Origin of the sequence: Streptomyces sp. NPDC048290, assembly GCF_040652095.1 — a bacterium.
Lineage (GTDB): Bacteria > Actinomycetota > Actinomycetes > Streptomycetales > Streptomycetaceae > Streptomyces.
This window is the reverse complement of sequence record NZ_JBEZLM010000002.1, coordinates 64,864-85,426: the sequence shown is the minus strand read 5'-3', so window position 1 is coordinate 85,426 and position 20,563 is coordinate 64,864. Positions and strand designations below refer to the sequence as shown.

19 protein-coding genes are annotated in these 20,563 nt (G+C 68.8%); 10 read left to right on the top strand and 9 right to left on the bottom strand.

What is annotated here, in order from left to right:
- Nucleotides 1-10: 10 nt before the first annotated feature.
- Nucleotides 11-421 carry an ATP-binding protein gene (locus AB0D49_RS02725; protein ID WP_362749564.1) on the bottom strand — a complete coding sequence of 137 codons (411 nt, stop codon included), beginning with the start codon at nt 419-421 and terminating at the stop codon, nt 11-13.
- Nucleotides 422-655: 234 nt separating this feature from the next.
- Here AB0D49_RS02725 and AB0D49_RS02720 point away from each other — a divergent pair, with 234 nt between their 5' ends.
- Nucleotides 656-1,507 (top strand): helix-turn-helix transcriptional regulator, encoded by an 852-nt coding sequence (locus AB0D49_RS02720; RefSeq protein WP_362749561.1) that lies wholly within the window; start codon nt 656-658, stop codon nt 1,505-1,507.
- Nucleotides 1,508-1,515: 8 nt separating this feature from the next.
- The gene (locus AB0D49_RS02715; RefSeq protein ID WP_362749558.1) at nt 1,516-1,743 is read left to right on the top strand and encodes a DUF397 domain-containing protein; all 228 of its coding nucleotides are present in this window, start codon (nt 1,516-1,518) and stop codon (nt 1,741-1,743) included.
- Here AB0D49_RS02715 and glmS read toward each other — a convergent pair.
- Nucleotides 1,704-3,551 (bottom strand): glutamine--fructose-6-phosphate transaminase (isomerizing), encoded by a 1,848-nt coding sequence (glmS, locus tag AB0D49_RS02710; protein ID WP_362749555.1) that lies wholly within the window; start codon nt 3,549-3,551, stop codon nt 1,704-1,706. The genes AB0D49_RS02715 and glmS overlap by 40 nt on opposite strands.
- Nucleotides 3,552-3,739: 188 nt before the next feature.
- Here glmS and coaA point away from each other — a divergent pair, with 188 nt between their 5' ends.
- Both coaA and AB0D49_RS02700 read left to right on the top strand, forming a co-directional pair.
- Complete coding sequence (gene coaA / locus AB0D49_RS02705; RefSeq protein ID WP_362749552.1) at nt 3,740-4,729, top strand: type I pantothenate kinase; 990 nt, start codon at nt 3,740-3,742, stop codon at nt 4,727-4,729.
- Nucleotides 4,730-4,765: 36 nt separating this feature from the next.
- A complete protein-coding gene (locus tag AB0D49_RS02700) occupies nt 4,766-5,701 on the top strand; it encodes a DUF389 domain-containing protein (protein WP_362750713.1) in 936 nt (311 codons plus the stop codon).
- A 149-nt stretch (nt 5,702-5,850) separates the two neighbouring features.
- Here the strand turns inward: AB0D49_RS02700 and glmM are convergent, their stop codons facing one another.
- The 3 genes from glmM to rplM all read right to left on the bottom strand — a co-directional run bounded on the left by glmM (nt 5,851) and on the right by rplM (nt 8,428).
- A complete protein-coding gene (gene glmM / locus AB0D49_RS02695; protein WP_362749549.1) occupies nt 5,851-7,209 on the bottom strand; it encodes a phosphoglucosamine mutase in 1,359 nt (452 codons plus the stop codon).
- Nucleotides 7,210-7,429: 220 nt separating this feature from the next.
- Entirely contained in the window at nt 7,430-7,942 is a 513-nt protein-coding gene (rpsI, locus tag AB0D49_RS02690; RefSeq protein WP_362749546.1) for a 30S ribosomal protein S9, read from the bottom strand.
- A gap of 42 nt (nt 7,943-7,984) precedes the next feature.
- Complete coding sequence (gene rplM, locus AB0D49_RS02685; RefSeq protein ID WP_362749543.1) at nt 7,985-8,428, bottom strand: 50S ribosomal protein L13; 444 nt, start codon at nt 8,426-8,428, stop codon at nt 7,985-7,987.
- A gap of 422 nt (nt 8,429-8,850) precedes the next feature.
- Between rplM and AB0D49_RS02680 the strand changes: the two genes are divergently transcribed.
- The 6 genes from AB0D49_RS02680 (at nt 8,851) to AB0D49_RS02655 (ending at nt 17,355) form a co-directional block, all read left to right on the top strand.
- Complete coding sequence (locus tag AB0D49_RS02680; RefSeq protein WP_362749540.1) at nt 8,851-9,735, top strand: hypothetical protein; 885 nt, start codon at nt 8,851-8,853, stop codon at nt 9,733-9,735.
- 158 nt (nt 9,736-9,893) lie between these two features.
- Nucleotides 9,894-11,222: a glycosyl hydrolase gene (locus AB0D49_RS02675; RefSeq protein ID WP_362749537.1), complete on the top strand. Its 1,329-nt coding sequence runs from the start codon at nt 9,894-9,896 to the stop codon at nt 11,220-11,222.
- A 251-nt stretch (nt 11,223-11,473) separates the two neighbouring features.
- Nucleotides 11,474-12,925: a glycosyltransferase family 2 protein gene (locus AB0D49_RS02670; protein WP_362749534.1), complete on the top strand. Its 1,452-nt coding sequence runs from the start codon at nt 11,474-11,476 to the stop codon at nt 12,923-12,925.
- A 22-nt stretch (nt 12,926-12,947) separates the two neighbouring features.
- Nucleotides 12,948-14,171 carry a hypothetical protein gene (locus AB0D49_RS02665; protein ID WP_362749531.1) on the top strand — a complete coding sequence of 408 codons (1,224 nt, stop codon included), beginning with the start codon at nt 12,948-12,950 and terminating at the stop codon, nt 14,169-14,171.
- 19 nt (nt 14,172-14,190) lie between these two features.
- On the top strand, nt 14,191-15,291 hold the full coding sequence (locus AB0D49_RS02660; protein ID WP_362749528.1) for an NDP-sugar synthase: 1,101 nt from the start codon (nt 14,191-14,193) through the stop codon (nt 15,289-15,291).
- Nucleotides 15,292-15,324: 33 nt separating this feature from the next.
- On the top strand, nt 15,325-17,355 hold the full coding sequence (locus AB0D49_RS02655; protein WP_362749525.1) for an acyltransferase family protein: 2,031 nt from the start codon (nt 15,325-15,327) through the stop codon (nt 17,353-17,355).
- On the opposite strand, the gene truA is transcribed toward AB0D49_RS02655, so the two are convergent.
- From truA to rpsK, 4 genes are all read right to left on the bottom strand, one after another.
- On the bottom strand, nt 17,333-18,226 hold the full coding sequence (gene truA / locus AB0D49_RS02650; RefSeq protein ID WP_362749522.1) for a tRNA pseudouridine(38-40) synthase TruA: 894 nt from the start codon (nt 18,224-18,226) through the stop codon (nt 17,333-17,335). The two genes, AB0D49_RS02655 and truA, sit on opposite strands and share 23 nt — an antisense overlap.
- Before the next feature lie 92 nt (nt 18,227-18,318).
- Nucleotides 18,319-18,849, bottom strand: coding sequence for a 50S ribosomal protein L17 (gene rplQ, locus AB0D49_RS02645; RefSeq protein ID WP_362749519.1), 531 nt, complete (start codon nt 18,847-18,849; stop codon nt 18,319-18,321).
- Between the two features lie 165 nt (nt 18,850-19,014).
- On the bottom strand, nt 19,015-20,037 hold the full coding sequence (locus AB0D49_RS02640) for a DNA-directed RNA polymerase subunit alpha (RefSeq protein WP_003966937.1): 1,023 nt from the start codon (nt 20,035-20,037) through the stop codon (nt 19,015-19,017).
- A 117-nt stretch (nt 20,038-20,154) separates the two neighbouring features.
- Nucleotides 20,155-20,559, bottom strand: coding sequence for a 30S ribosomal protein S11 (gene rpsK, locus AB0D49_RS02635; RefSeq protein WP_003956432.1), 405 nt, complete (start codon nt 20,557-20,559; stop codon nt 20,155-20,157).
- Nucleotides 20,560-20,563: the final 4 nt, after the last annotated feature.

Sequence of the window (20,563 nt, the reverse complement as noted above, 5' to 3'; positions counted from 1 at the left end):
GAAAAATCGTTCACGCCGCCGCGGCCAGTTCGCACCAGACGACCTTGCCGGGTCCGCCGTTTCGTTCGGCCGGGCGCCAGCCCCAGCCGTCGGCGCAGGCCCAGATGAGGACGAGGCCGCGTCCGTCCTCGGCGAGTGGCTCCGCCGGGCAGGCGGGTTGTGGGGATGCGGGGTCGCAGTCCCAGGCTCCGATCCACAGGACCCCGTCCGACCAGTGCACGCCCATGACCACGGGTCCTTTGGTGTGCCGGACGGCATTGGAGACCAGTTCGGCGGCGAGGAGTTCCGCGAGGTCGGTGAGGTGGATCAGTCCGTGTGCGGTGAGGATCAGGCGGAGGGTGCGGCGGCTGACGGTGACGGCGCGGAGGTCGTTGGGGAGGGTGAGCGAGTACTCCCATGGCTCGGGTTCGATTTCGGGCATGGGGCAACTCCGTTCGGGGTGGGGGGTGGCGGACCCGAATCGGTGCCGTGCCGGTGTCATCGCCGCGTCCACCTAGGGCAGGGCAGAGCGGTGCACTTCCGACATCTCCGGGAATCCGCAGAGTAGGCGTTGCGTCACCAACGGTAGAGCTTAGATTTAAGGCGACGCAAGTCCATCGCGTAATCTCACTCCGAACGAGCCGCGCAAGAAGGCGCGTTGGAGGAGGGATCAGCGATGGCCACCAAACGTGAGCCAACGGCACGACAACTGCGTTTGGCGACCGAACTCCGCAGGCTGCGGGATGCCGCCGGCCTGAGCGCCCGGGAGGCAGCGGCGTCCCTCGGAGTGAACTCGGTACAGATCAGCCAGATCGAGTTGGCCACCTCGGGGGTGAGCGAGCAACGGCTTCGACGCATGGCGGCGATCTACGGCTGCGCCGACGAGGGGTTGATCGGCGGGCTGGTAGCCATGGCTACGGACCGCTCACGGGGCTGGTGGGAGGAGGATCGCGGTCAAGTGGACACAGAGTTTCTGGATCTCGCCGAACTGGAACACCACGCGAAGTACCGCCAGGACGTGGAAATCCTCCACATTCCAGGACTGCTACAAACCGAGGCGTACGCTCACGCCCTCTTCTCCTACGTCAACCCGACGATCTCCGAGAACGTGGTCGAGCGCTGGGTGCAGCACCGCATGAAGCGCCGCACCATCATCGAGCGAGCCGATCCAACCCCCTACATAGCGATCATCCACGAAGCGGCACTACGCATCAGAGTCAGTGATCGCACGGCTGCACGCGGCCAACTCTCGCGCATCCTGGGCTTCTCCGAGGCTCCCCACATCACCGTGCGAGTGATCCCATTCGACCTGGACGGCTTCGGCGGGGCCGGGAGTGCGATGAGCTATGCGGGCGGAGCCGTTCCTCAACTCGACACCGTCGTCCGCGACGCCCCCTTCAGGGCGGGATTCATCAACGACGAAGACCAGCTCCATCAATTTCGAACACTTTTCCATAAACTTGAGGATGCGTCACTCAGCCCTCATCGGTCCCGCGACTTCATCCACACGCTGACGAAGGAACTTTGAGGCACACCATGACCGCACTGGACATCTGGCGTAGGTCCTCCTACTCCGGCGGCGGCTCGGGCAATGCATGTGTCGAGATCGCGACCCGCTCGGACCATATAGCCATCCGTGATTCGAAAACCCCGGCCGGAGCCATCCTCACCTTCCCGACCGGAGCCTTCTCCACCTTCATAACCGCCCTCAAACCGGCGGACCCCTACTCCACCGTCACCGACTTCGCCAGATTCCGAGGCTGATCCACCTCGTTCCCCCTCGCCGTAGCCAACTCGCACGCGAACACCTGCAACGGCACCGCCGCCACCACAGGCTGCAACAGCACCGGCGTCACCGGAATGCGGATCAGGTGGTCGGCGTACGGCGTCACCGCCTCGTCGCCCTCCTCCGCGATGACGATCGTCCGGGCGCCTCGCGCGCGGATCTCCTGGATGTTGGAGACGATCTTGTCGTGGAGGACGGAGCGGCCACGCGGGGACGGGACGACGACCACCACCGGCACATCGTCCTCGATCAGCGCGATCGGCCCATGCTTCAGCTCGCCCGCCGCGAAGCCCTCCGCGTGCATATAGGCGAGTTCCTTGAGCTTCAGCGCGCCTTCCAAGGCGACCGGATAGCCCACGTGCCGCCCCAGGAACAGCACCGTGTTCTTGTCGGCCAGCGTGCGCGCCAGTTCCCGTACCGGCTCCATCGTCTCCAGGACGCGTTCCACCGCGCCCGAGATCCGGGACAGGTCCCGGACGACGTCCTGGATCTCGTCGCCCCATTTCGTGCCCCGCACCTGGCCGAGATACAGCGCGACCAGATAGCAGGCGATCAATTGCGTGAGGAACGCCTTCGTCGACGCCACCGCCACTTCCGGCCCCGCGTGCGTATACAGCACCGCGTCCGATTCCCGCGGAATCGTCGAACCGTTCGTGTTGCAGATCGCCAGTACCTTCGAGCCCTGTTCCCGCGCGTGCCGTACCGCCATCAGCGTGTCCATCGTCTCCCCGGACTGGGAGATGGCGATCACCAGGGAACGCGCGCCGAGAATCGGATCGCGGTAGCGGAACTCACTCGCCAATTCCACCTCGCACGGAATCCGCGTCCAGTGCTCGATCGCGTACTTCGCGATCAACCCGGCATGGAACGCCGTCCCGCACGCCACGATGACGACCTTGTCGATCTCCCGCAGATCCCCCGCAGGAATCCGCACCTCGTCCAGCGTCAGCGACCCCTCCGCGTCGATCCGCCCGAGCAGCGTGTCGGCGACCGCCTTCGGCTGCTCGGCGATCTCCTTGAGCATGAAGTAGTCGTAGCCGCCCTTCTCCGCGGCGGAGGCGTCCCAGTCGACGTGGTACGAGCGGACCTCGGCGGGGCGGCCGTCGAAGCCGGTCACCCGCACCCCGTCCCGGCGCAGCTCCACCACCTGGTCCTGGCCCAGCTCGATCGCCGCACGGGTGTGCGTGATGAACGCGGCCACATCCGAGGCGAGAAACGTCTCCCCCTCCCCCACCCCGACCACCAGCGGTGAGTTCCGGCGCGCCCCCACCACCACGTCCGGCGCGTCCGCGTGGACCGCCACCAGGGTGAACGCCCCCGCCAGCCGCCCGCACACCAGCCGCATCGCCTCCGCCAGATCCGCGCAGGAGGAGAACTCCTCGGCCAGCAGATGGGCCACCACCTCGGTGTCCGTCTCGGAGGTGAGCACATGCCCCCGGTCCGCCAGCTCGGCACGGAGCGCGGCGAAGTTCTCGATGATCCCGTTGTGGACCACCGCCACCCGCCCGGCGTTGTCGAGATGCGGATGCGCGTTCCCGTCCGTCGGCCCGCCGTGCGTGGCCCACCGGGTGTGCCCGATCCCCGTCGCCCCGCTCGGCAACGGCCGCTCGGCGAGTTCCTTCTCCAGGTTCACCAGCTTCCCGGCCCGCTTCGCGCCCGCGAGCCCCCCGTCCGCGAGAATCGCGACGCCCGCCGAGTCGTATCCCCGGTATTCGAGCCGCTTCAGACCGGCCATCACCACATCGAGAGCCGATTGCGGCCCCACATAACCCACAATTCCGCACATACCCCGCACCCTACGATCGACATCCCTCCCCAAAGGGCCACACCGTGCCCGAAATCAGAAATTCCCACGGTGGTACGAACGCCCCCGCCGATCCACAGCCCCCCCTCCCCCCCTCCCCCTCCTCCCCTCGCTCACCCACGTGACGCACCCCACCCCACCCCCCGTTCAAACTCCCGTAACAATGGACTGTGATCTCTCCGGTCTCCTCGACCCCCCGGAGCGCCCACCGGCCGCGCCCGGAGGCGACTCCCTACGTCGACCTCACCCGCGCCGAGTGGAGCGCCCTGCGCGACAAGACGCCGCTGCCCCTCACCGCCGAGGAGGTCGAACGGCTGCGCGGCCTCGGCGATGTCATCGACCTGGACGAGGTCCGGGACATCTACCTCCCGCTCTCCCGGCTGCTCAACCTCTACGTCCGCGCCGCCGACGGCCTGCGCGGCGCCCTCAACACCTTCCTCGGCGAACAGGGCTCCCAGTCCGGCACCCCGTTCGTCATAGGGGTCGCCGGGTCCGTCGCCGTAGGCAAGTCCACCGTCGCCCGGCTCCTCCAGGCCCTGCTGTCCCGCTGGCCCGAGCACCCGCGCGTCGAGCTGGTCACCACGGACGGCTTCCTGCTACCCACCAAGGAGCTGGAGACCCGGGGACTGATGGCGCGGAAAGGTTTCCCCGAGTCCTACGACCGCCGCGCCCTGACCCGTTTCGTCGCCGACATCAAGGCGGGCAAGGACGAGGTCACCGCCCCCGTCTACTCCCACCTCAAGTACGACATCGTCCCCGGTGAGAAGCTCGTCGTCCGCCGCCCGGACATCCTGATCGTCGAGGGCCTGAACGTCCTCCAGCCCGCCCTGCCCGGCAAGGACGGCCGCACCCGCGTCGGCCTCGCCGACTACTTCGACTTCAGTGTGTACGTCGACGCCCGCGCCGAGGACATCGAGCGCTGGTACCTCAACCGCTTCACGAAGCTGCGCGCGACCGCCTTCCAGAACCCGTCCTCGTACTTCCGCAAGTACACCCAGGTCTCCGAGGAGGAGGCGCTCGACTACGCCCGCACCACCTGGCGGACCATCAACAAGGTCAATCTGATGGAGAACGTGGCGCCCACCCGGGGCCGGGCCACCCTCATCATCCGCAAGGGCCCCGACCACAAGGTGCGGCGTCTCAGCCTGCGCAAGCTGTGAGTGCCCCGGCGGGACGCCTGTTAAAAAGGCGTCATGCTGTTGCATCTGCGCCTGATCACCCCGCCCGACCGGACCGCCGACGTCATCCGGCTGATCGAGAACACCGTCGGCACCACCCATGTCGTGGTGATGGAGGGCGCCGCCCGCAACCCGCGCGGCGATGTCGTGATGTGCGACGTCGCCCGCGAGGCCGGTGACGGACTCCTCACCGGCCTCCAGGAACTGGGCATCGAGGACACCGGCTCGATCTCGGTCGAGAACATCGACCTGTCCCTGTCCAAGCGGGGCACCAAGGCCGAGGAGGAAGCCCCCGGCGAGGCCGCCGACGCGGTCCTGTGGGAGCACCTCACCGACGCCACCCACGAGGAGTCCACGCTCTCCATCACCTATCTGGCGTTCATGACGCTGGCCACGATGATCGCGGCCTGTGGTGTGGTGCTGGACAACGCGATCCTGATCGTGGGCGCGATGGCCGTCGGCCCGGAGTTCGGCCCGCTGGCCGGGATCTCCACCTCGATCGTGCAGCGCGAGCCGCGGCTCGCCGCCCGCTCCCTGATCGCCCTGCTGGTCGGCTTCGTGGTGGCCATGACGGTGACGGTCGGCTTCAGCGTCTTCATGGACGCGGTCGGCCTGTTCACCCGCGAACAACTGGAGGGCGCCCGCCCCCAGACCGGGTTCGTCTACGCCCCCGACTGGTTCTCGTTCGTCGTCGCGGTCCTGGCGGGCGCCGCCGGCACCCTCTCCCTGACCTCGGCGAAGTCCGGCGCCCTGGTCGGCGTCGCCATCTCGGTCACCACGATCCCGGCCGCCGCCAACGCCGCGGTCGCCTTCGCCTACGGCGACCCCGCCCAGACCTGGGGCTCCACGGAACAGCTCCTCCTGAACCTCCTGGCCATCACCCTGGCAGGCACAACAACCCTCCTGGCCCAAAAATGCTTCTGGGCCAGAAGACGGGTAACGAAACGCACCTAAAAAGCGCCGGGCCCGATTTCAGGGGCGCACGGGCAACTCCTCAGGGGCGCTGGGGGTACCCCCTCTGGGGGAGGAACTGCGCGACCAGCCACACACAACCCGCACCCCGCAACGAACCACAGCCCCCCACAACGAACCCGCCCCTGGTCTCACCCAAGCGCAGACTTCACCGCATCAGCCAACCGCCCCGCCACAGACCGAGCCTGCTCGATATCCTCCGCCTCCACCATCACCCGCACCAGCGGCTCCGTCCCGGACGGCCGCAACAGCACCCGCCCGCTCACCCCCAGCTCCCGCTCCGCCTCGGCCACCGCCGCCGCCACGTCCCCGGACGACCCGACCCGCGCCTTGTCCACGTCCGGCACATTGACCAGCACCTGCGGCAGCCGCTCCATCACCTTGGCCAGCTCGCGCAGCGACACCCCGCTCTGCGCCACCCGCGCCGCCAGCATCAGCCCGGTCAGCGTCCCGTCGCCGGTCGTCGCGTGGTCGAGGATGATGACGTGCCCGGACTGCTCGCCGCCGAGGGCGAACCCGTGCTCCTTCATCTCCTCAAGGACATAGCGGTCCCCGACCCCGGTCTGCACGACCGCGATCCCCTCGCGCTCCATGGCCAGCTTGAAGCCCAGATTGGACATCACGGTCGCCACCACGGTGTCGGACCGCAGCGCGTCCCGCTCCCGCATGGCCAGCGCCAGCACCGCGAGGATCTGGTCCCCGTCGATCTCCGCACCCGTATGGTCCACGGCGAGGCACCGGTCGGCGTCCCCGTCGTGCGCGATGCCCAGATCGGCGCCGTGCTCCACGACCGCGGCCCGCAGCTGGTCGAGGTGGGTCGATCCGCAGCCGTCGTTGATGTTCAGCCCGTCCGGCTCGGCACCGAGGGTGATCACCTCGGCCCCGGCCCGCGAGAACGCCTCCGGCGACACCCGGGCCGCGGCGCCGTGCGCCTCGTCCAGGACGATCTTCAGCCCGTCGAGCCGGTTCGGCAGGACACCGATCAGATGGGCGACGTACTGGTCGAAGCCCTCGACGTACTCCCGGACCCGGCCGACGCCCGCGCCGGTCGGGCGGTCCCAGGGGGCGCCGGTGCGATGCTCCTCGTAGACGGACTCGATCCGGTTCTCGATCTCGTCGGGGAGTTTGTGGCCGCCGCGGGCGAAGAACTTGATCCCGTTGTCGGGCATGGCGTTGTGACTCGCCGAGAGCATGACACCCAGATCCGCGCCGAGCGCGCCGGTCAGATAGGCGACCGCCGGGGTCGGCAGCACCCCCACCCGCAGCACGTCCACACCCGCGCTGGCCAGGCCCGCGACCACCGCGGCCTCCAGGAACTCCCCGGACGCGCGCGGGTCGCGTCCCACCACGGCCGTCGCCCGGTGGCCCGCGAAGGTGCCCGCCTCGGCCAGTACGTGAGCCGCCGCGACCGACAGCCCGAGCGCCATCTCGGCCGTCAGATCCGCGTTGGCGACGCCCCGTACGCCGTCCGTCCCGAAGAGTCGTCCCACTTGTCCTCCTGAGGAAGCGTCAGTACCGGAAGCCGTGCGGGTGCGGCCCGCGCACGCGTCTCCCACCTCCCAGACATACCTGCGATGCCTGGCCATCCGATCACACAAGCCTTTGAACGTCTTGTGCCGTTATACGCCTGCGTCTGTGAGAAAACGAACGCCCCGGCGGCACTGTGGCGTGCCGTCGGGGCGTTCGGAGTACGAGCAGCCAGCCTGCGGACTAGCGCTTGCTGTACTGCGGGGCCTTGCGGGCCTTCTTCAGACCGGCCTTCTTGCGCTCGACCGCACGGTCGTCGCGGCGCAGGAAGCCGGCCTTCTTGAGCGCGCCGCGGTTGTTGTCGACGTCGGCCTCGTTCAGGGCGCGGGCGACACCGAGACGCAGGGCGCCGGCCTGGCCGGAGACACCGCCACCGGCGATGCGGGCGACGACGTCGTAGCGGCCTTCGAGCTCCAGCACCTTGAAGGGCTCGTTGACTTCCTGCTGGTGCACCTTGTTGGGGAAGTAGTCCTCAAGGGTGCGACCGTTGATCTTCCACTTGCCGGTGCCCGGGATGATCCGGACACGGGCGATGGCGTTCTTACGGCGGCCCAGGCCCGCGGCGGGCTGGGGGTCACCGAAGGCGGAGGCGAGGGACTCGGAGGTGTACTCACCCTCCACGACGACCTCGGACTCGGTGGTGTAGCTGTCGATGTCAAGCTCTTCGAGCGGCTGCTCGGCAGTGGTCTCGGCCACGATGCTCCTCAGATTCTGTTCAGTCTTAGGGGGTGGCCGGAACTACTGCGCGACCTGGGTGATCTCGAACGGAACCGGCTGCTGCGCAGCGTGCGGGTGGTTCTCGCCTCGGTAGACCTTCAGCTTGGTGAGCATCTGACGGCCCAGGGTGTTCTTGGGGAGCATGCCCTTGACGGCCTTCTCGATGGCTTTCTCGGGGTTCTTGTCGAGCAGCTCGTCGTAGCGGACGGAGCGCAGACCACCCGGGTAGCCGGAGTGGCGGTACGCCATCTTCTGGGTCCGCTTGTTGCCGGACAGGTGCACCTTGTCGGCGTTGATGATGATGACGAAGTCACCGGTGTCGACATGCGGCGCGTAGATCGGCTTGTGCTTGCCGCGGAGAATGGCCGCTGTGGTGGAGGCGAGACGGCCCAGGACGACGTCCTGAGCGTCGATGACGTGCCACTGGCGCGTCACATCGCCGGGCTTGGGGCTGTACGTACGCACGGTTCGTAGCCTTCGCTTCGAGTGAATGGTCCTGACAAGGTCACCGAAACGATCACGACAGCCTGGACCCGCTGCGGCGACGCATACCGCGTGGTGGGGTTCGCTGGTCATCGGCCCGGTGGACCGGTGTAAGGGCCCGTCCCGTGAGAGTGAGCAAGCCAATACACAACGAACCAGCAGGATACCTGGGCCGCTTTTGAGGGTCAAAACGAGAGTCGCCTCACTCCCCGGAGCCCTATTACCACCGCGTATCGTCACTGCGCAAGCACACAGCGCGATGAAATACGCCATTCCGCTCCCCGAACCACCCCCAGATGTCTCATTTGCCGGTGGTAAACGGTGGCCGGGCGCCCGAACGCCCGGTGTCACAGGGCTCGTTGACACGGGTCGGCCGTTCGCCCGGCCCGTCTAAGATGCCGCCCATGAGCTACGGGCAGGGGGGACCCCCGTCCCAGTGGGACCCCTGGAAACCGCATTCCCAGCAGCCGTGGACCAGCGGCGGCGACGACGGGACGCCCGACTGGGCTGCCCTCGCCGAGGCGTCCGAGGCACGCAACAAGCGACGCCGGCTGCTGTTCATCGGCGGCGGCGCCCTCGCCACCATCGCCATCGGTACGGCGGTGGCGGTGGCCGTGGTGTCCGCGAACGGGGACGGCGACGCGCCGAACCGCGCCGGCTCCCCGCTGCCCTCCACGACGGACATCCCGAGCGGCTCCGGCCCGGCCCCGTCGTTCGAGCCGACCAGCGCGCCGCCCCCGCTGGACCCCGAGGAATTCATCGCCAGCAAGGCCAAGGACAAGGCCCCGCTGAGCGTGGAGAGCCTGTTCCCCGGCACCCAGCTGACCATGGGCGACACCGTCTACAAGAAGGGCCCGACGGCCGACACCAGCAACTGCGCCTCGGCCGCCCAGGGCACTCTGACCAAGGTCCTCAACGACAACGACTGCACCCGGCTGATGCGGGTCTCGTACGTCAAGGACGGGGTCGCGGTGACGGTCGGGGTGGCCGTCTTCGACAGCGCGGCCCAGGCGACCCGGGCCAAGGGGCAGTCCGACGCGGACAGCATCGTCAGCGCGCTGGCGGGCGGCGGGGTCGACCAGTTCTGCAACGCCGCGGTCTGCCGCTCCACGACGAACGCGTACGGCCGCTACGCCTACTTCACGGTCGCCGGGTTCACCGACGGCAAGGACGTGACCACCAAGGACACCGCGGTCTTCACCACCGGGGACGACCTGGCGGAGTTCGCCTTCCGCCAGATCCGCCGCCGGGGCGAGGCCCAGGCGTCGGCGGCGGCGACGACCGACTGACCGCCACCGCCACCGCCACCGCCACCGCCACCGCCACCGCCACCGCAGGGAACCGTCCCGCCCGCCGCCCCCGCAGGGGACCGGCCCGCCCGTCGCCCCCGCTCCTCTCCGGGTGACAATCACCCCGGTACAGCGGACGGGACAAAGGGGGCGGACGTATGCGGATGCGAGGCCGGGTGGGCTTGCTGTCGGCGGCGGCACTGGCGGCGGCGCCCCTGGCGGTGTGGGCCTGGCCCGACGACGACCCCGACGGACCGGACGGACCCGCACTGGTCCCCACCGACCTGCGCGAGCGCGACCCGAAGGCCACCGCCGAGGCCCGCAGGGTGTACGCGCTGCTGGCCGGGGCGGAGAACGCGGCCCGGCGCGGCCGACCGAGCCGCACGGTGATCGGCCAGCATGTGGAGCTGCACAACGAGCGGTACAACAAGCGGTACGGCGACTACGCGGGGACCAAGCCGCCGGGCTACTACTACCGCAAGGTGCGGGACATCACCGGCCGGCTGCCCGGGTTCGTGGAGCTGGATCTCGGGCCGGGCTACGACCAGCCGGGCTGGGCGGTGGGCGAGGCCCGCCCCTACTCCCGGGCCTGGCCGTCCTGCCGCCGGATGTGGGGCTACACCAATGACGCCATGGACCTGGCGGTGGGCGTGTGGGCGGGGCTGCCACAGTCGGCCGCCGTCCGGCGGGACTGCTCCTCGGGCGGCGCCGCGGCACCGCTGCCGGAGAACGGGGGCGGACCCTCGGGACTGGTCGGCTTCTCCTTCCACCAGCCCTACCCGGGCAGCCCGGTCAAGGGGTTCCGGCAGACCATGCACCGCAACTCCCCCGGCGCCACCGACCCGGACTGGTTCCGGCGGGTGATCACCCCCGGCACCACCGAGCACCAGGCCCTCCTGCTCGACCTCGCGTTCCTCGCCGACCACCTCGGTCACCTCGCCGACCAGGGCGTCCCGGTGCTGCTGCGGCCATACCACGAGATGAACACCACACCGGGCCGTGGCTTCTGGTGGGCGGGCCAGGACCCGGCGGCCTTCCACCGGCTGTGGCGGCTGACGTACGACTTCCTGGTGCACCGGCGCGGGCTGCACCATCTGATCTTCGTCTGGGCGCCGAACTCCTGGGACGGCACCTACGGCCATGAGCCCCGCGCCTACTACCCGGGCGGGCGGTACGTCGATGTCGTCGGCGTCGACGACTACAGCGACAGCCCGGCCCGGCCGTTCGGCGGCGGCGCCTGGACCGGGGTGTGGTACCGGGGGCTGGAGCGCTACCGCCGTCCCCGGGCGGTCACGGAGTCCTTCCATGTCCCGCTCAGCGCGGCCCAGCCCGACACACTGGCCGAAACACCATGGGTGCTGTGGACAGTGTGGGGACAGTCACTCTCGTATCAGAACCTCTCTGAGCCGTGGCTCAAAAACCCTACTGAGGACGTGAAACGGACGTACTACTCTTCCCGCGTGATCACGTCCCAAGCGTTCCGCTGACCCAATTTTTCGCACAGATTCCCCGCAACCGTTTCATTGCCCACGCACACATGCGAGTATCGTGCTCTTGTTCGGCCTGAGCTTTGGGCGCCTGGGGGGGCTTCTGGGCGGTATCGGGCCGAGTGCGCCAAAGAAGGCGTTGGGGGGCAGGGAACCCGCTTGAATGCGCCATGGCACGCTCCGGTGTGCCATGGCCGAGATCTGTCGCTGCCTCAACGCACCACCGATCTCAGGGGAGTTCCGCAGTCGACATGGCATCGTCACTGGTGAACGGGGGAGTGCCGCAGTCGCGGTCCAACCAGAAGCTGGCCAAGCGCACTGCTGCGTGGAAGCCGGGGATTCTGTCGTTCTTCGTCCCGCTGCTGATCCTGCTGTTCTTCAGCCTGTGGTCGTACCGGCCGACAGACTCACCGCTGGCCTGGCTGATCACCATCTGCTGGGCGCTGCCCGTGCCGGGTGTGCTGGTCTCGGTGCAGGGTTTCATGCTGATCCGGCGGCGGCTGCGCAAGGCGCATCTGATGACCCCGCCCGCACCGGTGGAGCAGGACTTCCTGATCACCCTGGTGCCGACCATCGGGCGGCATGACACCTTCCCCGCGCTGAAACGTTCCGTTATCTCCTATGTGGAGTCTCTCCCCGAGTGGTTCCCGTATATGCGGGTCGACATCCTCACCGAGGAGGGGTGCGAGGCCGCCGCCGAGATCGACGCGCTGGCCGCGACCAGCCCGCTGATCCGGGTGGTCACCGTGCCCAAGGCGTACCAGACCCCGAACGGCACCCGCTTCAAGGCCCGCGCCAACAACTACGCCCATGAGCTGCGCATCGAGGAGGGCGAGGCGCTGGAGAACGTCTGGGTGCTGCACATGGACGACGACACCGGCGTCGGCCCCGACACCGCCGCCTCCCTCGCCCAGTTCATCAACCGCCAGCGCCGGGCCACGCCCGACGAGGTCAAGCACATGGCGCAGGGCATCCTGACCTACCCGCGCGAGAACGCGGTGTCGATGTTCACCTGGTTCGCCGACGCCATCCGCCCGGCCGACGACATCGCCCGGTTCCGCGCCTTCACCGGTCTCGGCACCCCGGCCGCCGGGGTCCATGGCGAGCTGCTGGTGATCCGCGCCTCCATCGAGGCGGAGATCGGCTGGGACTTCGGTCCCAAGGAGATCGTCGAGGACGCCCGGCTCGCGCTCACCTTCTGCCGCCTCTACCCGGGCCGCAGCGACTGGTTCAACGGCCGCTGCTACGGGGCCTCCCCCGCCAATATGAAGGACTTCGTCAAGCAGCGCGAACGCTGGGCCTGGGGCCTGGTCGCACTCTGCTTCAACCGCGAGGTGCCGTTCCGCTACCGCTGGTTCATGACCATCTGTGTCACCAGCTGGATCCTCGGACCCCTCCAGCACATCGGCGCCATCCTGCTGGCGGCCTGGCTCATCAACGACATGAACACCTCGCCCGTCACCCAGTCCGTGGTCGTGCTGTGGTCCATCAGCTTCGCCTATGTGATCTGGGCGTACTGGGAGGGACTGCGGCTCAACGCCATCGCCTCGGTGCACGGCCGGCGCAAGTGGTGGGAGCCCATCGCGGTACTCGGGCTGCTGCCGCTGTTCTCCCTGCTGGAAGGGCTCGGCGGCTTCAAGGGGCTGCTGAAGTTCCTGCGCCGCGCGGAGAACCAGTTCGTCGTCATCGCCAAGCCTGCCTGACCCGGAAGAAGTCGCCAGCCTCATGAGTCGTACCCGCTTGCCTCTGCTCTCCGTGCTGCCCGTGACCGTGGTCACCGCCGTGGTCGCCGTCCCGTTCGTCCTCGGCGACCACCCGCTGCGCTGGGAGTCGGGCTCGATGCTGCCCCGTCTCGTCACCGGCGAGCAGGCCCCCGCCACCGGCGGCGGCGGCGCCGACGGCACCGCCGCCGGACCGGCCGACCCGGACACCCCGCCGGCCAAGGTCGCCAAGGAGTGGAAGGAGGGTATGCCGCAGTGGGGCGTCCAGCTCTACTGGGAGGACAACGCCGACCACGATCTGGCGTACGTCCAGAAGCAGGCCCGGCTGCACGCCGACTACCTGGTCTCCCTGCACGCCAACTCGGTCAGCGTGAGCTTCCCCTTCGTCACCGGCGGCCGTGCCTCCACCGAGATCTCGGCCAGCGCGAAGACCCCGCCGCCCGACCGGATGGCCGCCGTCCTCAAGATCTTCCATGACGCCGGGCTGCGCACCACCGTCCGCCCGCTGCTGGACGAGGCGTCCCTCGACGTCCCGGCCGGCGACTGGCGCGGCAACATCGAGCCGTCCGACCGGGACGCCTGGTTCCGCTCCTACGAGAAGTTCGTCGGCCCGTATCTGAAGACGGCCGAGAGCGAGAAGACGGCCAGCTTCGTGATCGGCACCGAGCTGAACTCGATGGAGGGCGACGAACGCTGGGACGCCGTCGTCGAGCGGGCGGAGACGATCTACTCCGGCGATGTGGCGTACGACGCCAACTGGGACGCCTATGTGCAGGGCCCGGTCTCCATGCCGGTCTCCCACCTCGGCGTCGACGCCTACTTCCCGGTCAAGGTCGACGACGACGCCTCCGTCCAGACCCTGGTCGACGGCTGGCAGGAGTGGCTGGACAAGAAGGCCACCGGCCCGCTGCCCAAGATCACCATCGCCGAGGCGGGCATCGGCGCCATGGACGGCGCCTACAAGGCCCCCGGCGATTTCTACACCAAACGGGACGTCAACCCCGAAGTGCAGGCGAACTGGTACACCGCCGTCTGCCAGGTCGTCCAGGAGCGCCAGATGTCCGGCGTGTACTGGTGGTCGATCTACTTCGACGACGACCCCAACACCAAGCCCGACGACAAGGTCGCCTCCCGGCTCGACTTCGCCGGGCGGCCCCTGACCGAGAAGGCCATCAAGTCCTGTTTCTCCTCCGACTACGCAGGGCCCGGGACCGACACCGCTAGCTGACCGAGCGAGGCATCACACCATGCAAGAAGCCATCATCCTGGTGGGCGGCAAGGGAACCCGGCTGCGGCCCCTGACCAACCACACCCCCAAGCCCCTGCTGAGCGTCGCGGGCTCGTCCTTCATCCGGCACCAGATCGCCAAGCTGATGGACGCCGGGGTCGAACACGTCGTGTTCGCCACCTCCTACCTCGCGTCCCTCTTCGAGACCGAGTTCAAGGACTTCACCCAGGACCTCGCGATCTCCTACGCCGTCGAGGAGATCCCCCTCGGCACCGGCGGCGCGATCCGCAACGCCGGGAACCTGCTGCGCGGCACCGACCCCGACGCGCCCGTGCTCATCCTGAACGGCGACATCCTCTCCGGCGTCGACCTGCGCGCCCTCCTCGCCACCCACCGCGACCATGACGCGGATGTCACCCTGCACCTCACCCGGGTCCCCGACCCCCGCGCCTTCGGTCTGGTCCCCACCGACCACGAGGGCCGGGTCCTCTCCTTCCTGGAGAAGCCCAAGACCCCCGAGGAGTGCGTCACCGACCAGGTCAACGCGGGCTGCTACGTCTTCCGCCGCTCCGTCCTGGACGCCATCCCGGCCGGCCGCGAGGTCTCCGTCGAGCAGGAGACCTTCCCCCAGCTGGTGCGGAACGGCAGCCGCATCCACGGCCACACCACCACCGAGTACTGGCGCGACCTCGGCACCCCGCTGGCCTTCGTGCACGGCTCCGCCGACCTGGTCACCGGCATCGCGACCTCGCCGCTGGTCGGCCCGCCCGCCGAGGCCCTGATCCACCCCAGCGCCGACATCGACCCCACCGCCCGGATCACCGGCGGCTCCACCATCGGCGCGGGGGCCCGGATCGGCCCGCACACCGTGATCGACCGCTCCATCATCGGCGGCGGTGTCACCGTCGCGGAGGGCGCCCGCGTCCATGAGTCCGTGGTCGACCACGACTCCGTCATCGGCGGCGCGACCATCCTGCGCCAGGTCGTCATCGGCTGCCACGCCCACGTCGGCGCCGACAACGAACTCCCCGCCCAGCTCCGCCTCGCCTGCGGCATCCGCATCCCCGCCCAGGGAGTCCGGATCAGCGGCACGGCCGCGGCCTGTCTCACCGTCCACTGACGGACCGCCACCTCAGCCAGCCACTGGAGAAGCATGTCCCGCCACCGCACCACAGCCGTGCCGAGCGAGCGCCTGCGCAAATACCGGCCCGACATCCAGGGCCTGCGAGCCATCGCCATCATGATGGTCGTCGCCATGCACTGCGGCATCCTCGACATCCACGGCGGCGTCGACGTCAGCTTCGTCCTGAGCGGCTTCCTGATCGGCAGCCAGCTCTTCGCGGAGATAGACAAGACGGGCCGCGTCTCCCTGACCAAGTTCTGGGCCCGACGTTTTCGGCGGCTGGCGCCGGGGATGACGGTGGTCATCATCGCCACCGCCGCCCTGGCCTGGATATACGCCAGCCCGCTGCGCTTCCGCGACACCATGGAGGACGGCCTCGCCGCGTCCCTGAGCGTGATGAACTGGCGGCTGGTCGAGACCGGCACGGACTACTTCTCCAACGACGGCACCCAGTCCCCGTACCAGCACTTCTGGTCGCTGGGCATCGAGGAGCAGTTCTATCTCGCGGCCCCGCTCTTCCTGTTCGTGTCCGTCTGGCTGAGCCGCGCCCTCTTCAAGAACCGCGCCCTGGTCGTCGTCCTCCTGCTGGGCGTGATCGGCGGGTCCCTGTATCTGTCCGTCACCCAGACCCAGTCCAACCAGCCCCTCGCCTACTTCGGCACCCACACCCGCATCTGGGAACTCGCCTTCGGCATCCTGCTCGCGCTCAGCGCCCCGCTGCTCGCCCGGATGAACGGCGGCTTCGCCGCGCTGGTGTCCTGGCTGGGCCTGGTCACCACCCTCGGCACCGCACTGCTCATCACCGCGGAGACCCCGCTGCCGGGCTACGCCGTCGCCGGACCCGTACTGGGCGCCTCGATGATCATCGCCGGTGGCTGCGCCGCACCCCGGCTCGGCGTGGAACGACTGCTGGACAACCCGGTCTTCAACTCCATCGCCAATGTCAGCTACGGCTGGTACCTGTGGCACTGGCCGGTGCTGATCCTGTGGCCAGACATCACCGGCCATGAACTCACGTATCAGGACCGCTTCCGCGTCGCCGTACTCTCCCTGCTGCTGGCCTACGCCATGTTCTACCTGGTGGAGCGCCGCTTCCGGACCAACGCCCAGTTGGTGGCCCGCCCCTGGAAGGGCATCTTCGCCGGTGGCACGGCCATCGCGGGCACCGCCGCGGTCACCGCCGTCGCCCTCACCGTGCTCCCGCTGAACATCTCCGGCTCGGCGGTCGCCGCCGGCTCGGGCACCACCGGCTACAGCGGACCCGACTCGGTGCGGGACTCCCTCGGTCAGAAGCAGCTCTCCGCCGTCGCACAGGGCTCCCTGCCGAAGTCACCCGACGACAAGACCCACTTCGGCTGCATCGACAACACCGAGGTCGAGAAGTTCGTCATGCGGGACAACTGTGTCATCGGCGACACCGAGGGCACGAAGACCATGGTCGTCATCGGCGACTCCCACGCCTGGCAGTGGGGCGACGCCTTCCACGAGATCGGCAAGCGGCTCGACACCAAGGTCGTGACCATGGCCAAGGGCGGCTGCTCCCCCGAGGTCTACTCGATCAGGAACCCCGAGCTGAACCGTGAGTACACCGAGTGCGACACATGGCGTGAGACGGCCTTCGCCGAGCTCAAGGAGCTGAAGCCGGATGTCGTCCTGGTCACCAACCGCATCCGCCAGGAGGCGACCGAGGCCGGCGCCGAGGAGGCGTTCCAGCAGTTCGAGGAGTCCGGTGCGCAGATCGTCTACCTCACGGACACTCCGCAGCCCGGCCGGAACGTGCCGGACTGCCTGGCCACCCATATCGACGACGTCTCGGCCTGCCACCCCGGCCAGGACGCGGCCATCGAGTTCCCGAAGCTCCGCGCCATGGAACAGAAGGTGGCCGAACGCCACGGCGCCGTCGTCATCGACAGCCTGCCCGCATTCTGTGCCGACAACGTCTGCCCGACCGTGATCGCCGACCAGGTCGTGTACTTCGACTCCAGTCACATCACGGCCGGCTACGCGAAGAGTCTGGTCCCGTACCTGGAGCCGACCCTCAAGAAGGTTCTGGGCGACTGACGTCGAGGGGTGCTGGTCTGCTCACCGAGTGGACCGCACCCCGCACCCGCCGAGCCTCCCGCTGCCGCCCCGCCAGCAGCTCATCCACGGGATACGCGACCTCCTCCAAGGTCAGCCCCTGCGGACGCACCACATGCACCGCACTGTCCCGCACCCCCGCGTCCAGCACCGCCCGGGGCCACTCCACCCCCCGGTGCCCGTCCCCCACGAACAGCAGCGCGCCCACCATCGACCGCACCTGGTTGTGGCAGAACGCGTCGGCCCGCACCTCGATCTCCACCACCCCGTCCGCCCGCCGCCGCACACCGAAGTCGAGGATCTCCCGCACGGTCGACGCCCCCTCCCGCTTCTTCGCGTACGCGGCGAAGTCATGCTCCCCCACCAGCGTCTTCGCGGCGGCGTCCATCACCGCCACGTCCAGCGGCCAGTCATGCCACAGCACATGGCCCCGCAGCAGCGGATCGACGCCCCCCGCCGCGTCCCCCACCCGGTACACATAGCGCCGCCACAGCGCCGCGAACCGCGCGTCGAACCCCTCCGCCGCCTCCGCGACCCGCCAGACCCGCACATCCTTCGGCAGCCGCCCGGCCAGCCGCTTCAGCAGCTTCTCCCGCTGCTCCGCCCACACCTCGACCGGCAGATCGACATGCGCCACCTGCCCCCGGGCGTGCACCCCGGCATCGGTCCGCCCGGCCACCGTCAGCTCGTACCCGCCCTCCCGGGTCCGGGTGACGGTCCGCAGGGCGTCCTCGACCTCCCCCTGCACGGTCCGCTGCCCCCCGGCCTGCTTGGCCCACCCCCGGAACCCGGCCCCGTCGTACGACAGATCAAGCCGCACCCGCACGAATCCGGGCCGCACATCCTCACTCACCCGACGCTCCTTCTCTCCGCCAGCACAAAAGAGAGTGGGCCCGCCCCCGAAGGGAAGCGGACCCACACACCGCCCGGAACCGGGCACGAGACTTACGCGTCCTTGGACTCCTCGGCCGGAGCCTCGTCGTCCGCCTTGGTCACGTCCACCTTGGCGTCCTCGACCTTGGCGTCCTCGACGACCTCGGCGGCCGGAGCCTGCTCGGCGTCCTTGGCGGCACGCACGGTGGCGGCCTCGGCCTCACCGACAGCGGCCTGCTGCACGGTCAGCGCCTCGACCAGCTCGATGACCGCCATGGGCGCGTTGTCGCCCCGACGGTTACCGATCTTGGTGATCCGGGTGTAGCCACCCGGACGGTTCTCGTAGCGCGGGCCGATCTCGGTGAAGAGCGTGTGCACGATGCTCTTGTCCGTGATCACCTGGAGCACCTGACGGCGGTTGTGAAGGTCGCCCTTCTTCGCCTTGGTGACCAGACGCTCGGCGTAGGGCCGCAGCCGGCGGGCCTTCGCCTCGGTGGTGGTGATACGACCGTGCTCGAACAGCGCCTTCGCGAGGTTCGCGAGGAGCAGCTTCTCGTGCGCGGCGCTGCCGCCCATACGGGCACCCTTGGTGGGCTTCGGCATGATGTCTCTCCTGTGTCTCTGCCCCGGCCGTGTCAGGTACCGGAGTCAGTATCCGAGCGGGCGGTCGCCCGTCGAAGATCCGGAAGCAGCCCCCGAAGGGGGCGCGCTCCCGGAAGGGGCGCGGGGAACTGCGCGACAAGCCACAGCGCACCCGCACCCAAAAAACTAGTACTGCTCGGTCTCCACAAACCCGGCATCGGCGTCATCGTCCGCACCGAACGCGTCCGCCGCAGCCGTCGGGTCGAACCCGGGAGGCGAGTCCTTCAGCGCCAGCCCCATCCCCGCGAGCTTCGCCTTCACCTCATCGATCGACTTCGCACCGAAGTTCCGGATGTCCAGCAGATCCGCCTCGGACCGCGCGACCAGCTCACCCACGGAGTGGATGCCCTCACGCTTGAGGCAGTTGTACGACCGGACGGTGAGCTCCAGCTCCTCGATCGGCAGCGCCAGATCCGCCGCGAGGGCCGCGTCCGTCGGGGACGGACCCATGTCGATGCCCTCGGCGTCGATGTTCAGCTCACGGGCGAGACCGAACAGCTCGACCAGCGTCTTACCGGCGGAGGCCATGGCGTCACGGGGACGCATCGCCTGCTTGGTCTCGACATCGACGATCAGCTTGTCGAAGTCGGTCCGCTGCTCGACACGCGTGGCCTCGACCTTGTACGTGACCTTCAGCACCGGCGAGTAGATCGAGTCGACCGGGATACGGCCGATCTCCTGGCCGACCTGCTTGTTCTGCACGGCGGAGACATAACCGCGGCCACGCTCGACCGTCAGCTCCATCTCCAGCTTGCCCTTGCCGTTCAGCGTGGCGAGGACGAGGTCGGGGTTGTGCACCTCGACACCGGCCGGGGGCGCGATGTCGGCGGCGGTGACCAGACCCGGACCCTGCTTGCGCAGGTACATCACCACGGGCTCGTCGTGCTCACTGCTCACGACCAGCTGCTTGATGTTGAGGATCAGGTCGGTGACATCCTCCTTGACGCCCGGCACGGTGGTGAACTCGTGCAGCACGCCGTCGATCCGGATGCTGGTGACAGCCGCACCGGGGATCGAGGAGAGAAGGGTCCGGCGGAGCGAGTTGCCGAGGGTGTAGCCGAAGCCCGGCTCCAGCGGCTCGATCACGAACCGGGAGCGGAATTCGTCGACGACCTCTTCGGTCAACGAGGGACGCTGAGCGATCAGCATGTTTTCGTTCCTTCAGTCAGGGGCGCCCGCTATTTGACGCCCTGATGTTCTACAAGGGTACGGGCGATACGGCCGAAAGAGCCGTACCGCCCGACAACCTCGACCGCGTCCGGTGGATCAGACGCGGCGGCGCTTCGGCGGACGGCACCCGTTGTGCGGGGTGGGCGTGACGTCCTGGATGGAGCCGACCTCGAGACCGGTGGCCTGGAGGGAACGGATCGCGGTCTCACGACCGGACCCCGGGCCCTTCACGAACACATCGACCTTGCGCATGCCGTGCTCCTGGGCGCGGCGGGCAGCCGACTCGGCGGCCATCTGCGCGGCGAACGGCGTGGACTTCCGGGAGCCCTTGAAGCCGACGTGGCCGGCGGAGGCCCAGGAGATCACGTTGCCCGACGGGTCCGTGATGGAGACGATCGTGTTGTTGAACGTGCTCTTGATGTGCGCGTGGCCGTGAGCGACGTTCTTCTTTTCCTTGCGGCGCACCTTCTTGGCAGCGCCCTGACGACCCTTGGGGGGCATCTGT

Excerpts from the sequence above, each read along its gene's own strand:
- AB0D49_RS02725 (WP_362749564.1), bottom strand. The coding sequence starts at position 421 with ATGCCCGAAATCGAACCCGAGCCATGGGAGTACTCGCTCACCCTCCCC.
- AB0D49_RS02720 (WP_362749561.1), top strand. The coding sequence starts at position 656 with ATGGCCACCAAACGTGAGCCAACGGCACGACAACTGCGTTTGGCGACC.
- AB0D49_RS02715 (WP_362749558.1), top strand. The coding sequence starts at position 1,516 with ATGACCGCACTGGACATCTGGCGTAGGTCCTCCTACTCCGGCGGCGGC.
- glmS (WP_362749555.1), bottom strand. The coding sequence starts at position 3,551 with ATGTGCGGAATTGTGGGTTATGTGGGGCCGCAATCGGCTCTCGATGTG.
- AB0D49_RS02680 (WP_362749540.1), top strand. The coding sequence starts at position 8,851 with ATGAGCTACGGGCAGGGGGGACCCCCGTCCCAGTGGGACCCCTGGAAA.
- AB0D49_RS02675 (WP_362749537.1), top strand. The coding sequence starts at position 9,894 with ATGCGGATGCGAGGCCGGGTGGGCTTGCTGTCGGCGGCGGCACTGGCG.
- AB0D49_RS02670 (WP_362749534.1), top strand. The coding sequence starts at position 11,474 with ATGGCATCGTCACTGGTGAACGGGGGAGTGCCGCAGTCGCGGTCCAAC.
- AB0D49_RS02665 (WP_362749531.1), top strand. The coding sequence starts at position 12,948 with ATGAGTCGTACCCGCTTGCCTCTGCTCTCCGTGCTGCCCGTGACCGTG.
- AB0D49_RS02660 (WP_362749528.1), top strand. The coding sequence starts at position 14,191 with ATGCAAGAAGCCATCATCCTGGTGGGCGGCAAGGGAACCCGGCTGCGG.
- AB0D49_RS02655 (WP_362749525.1), top strand. The coding sequence starts at position 15,325 with ATGTCCCGCCACCGCACCACAGCCGTGCCGAGCGAGCGCCTGCGCAAA.
- rplQ (WP_362749519.1), bottom strand. The coding sequence starts at position 18,849 with ATGCCGAAGCCCACCAAGGGTGCCCGTATGGGCGGCAGCGCCGCGCAC.
- AB0D49_RS02640 (WP_003966937.1), bottom strand. The coding sequence starts at position 20,037 with ATGCTGATCGCTCAGCGTCCCTCGTTGACCGAAGAGGTCGTCGACGAA.
- rpsK (WP_003956432.1), bottom strand. The coding sequence starts at position 20,559 with ATGCCCCCCAAGGGTCGTCAGGGCGCTGCCAAGAAGGTGCGCCGCAAG.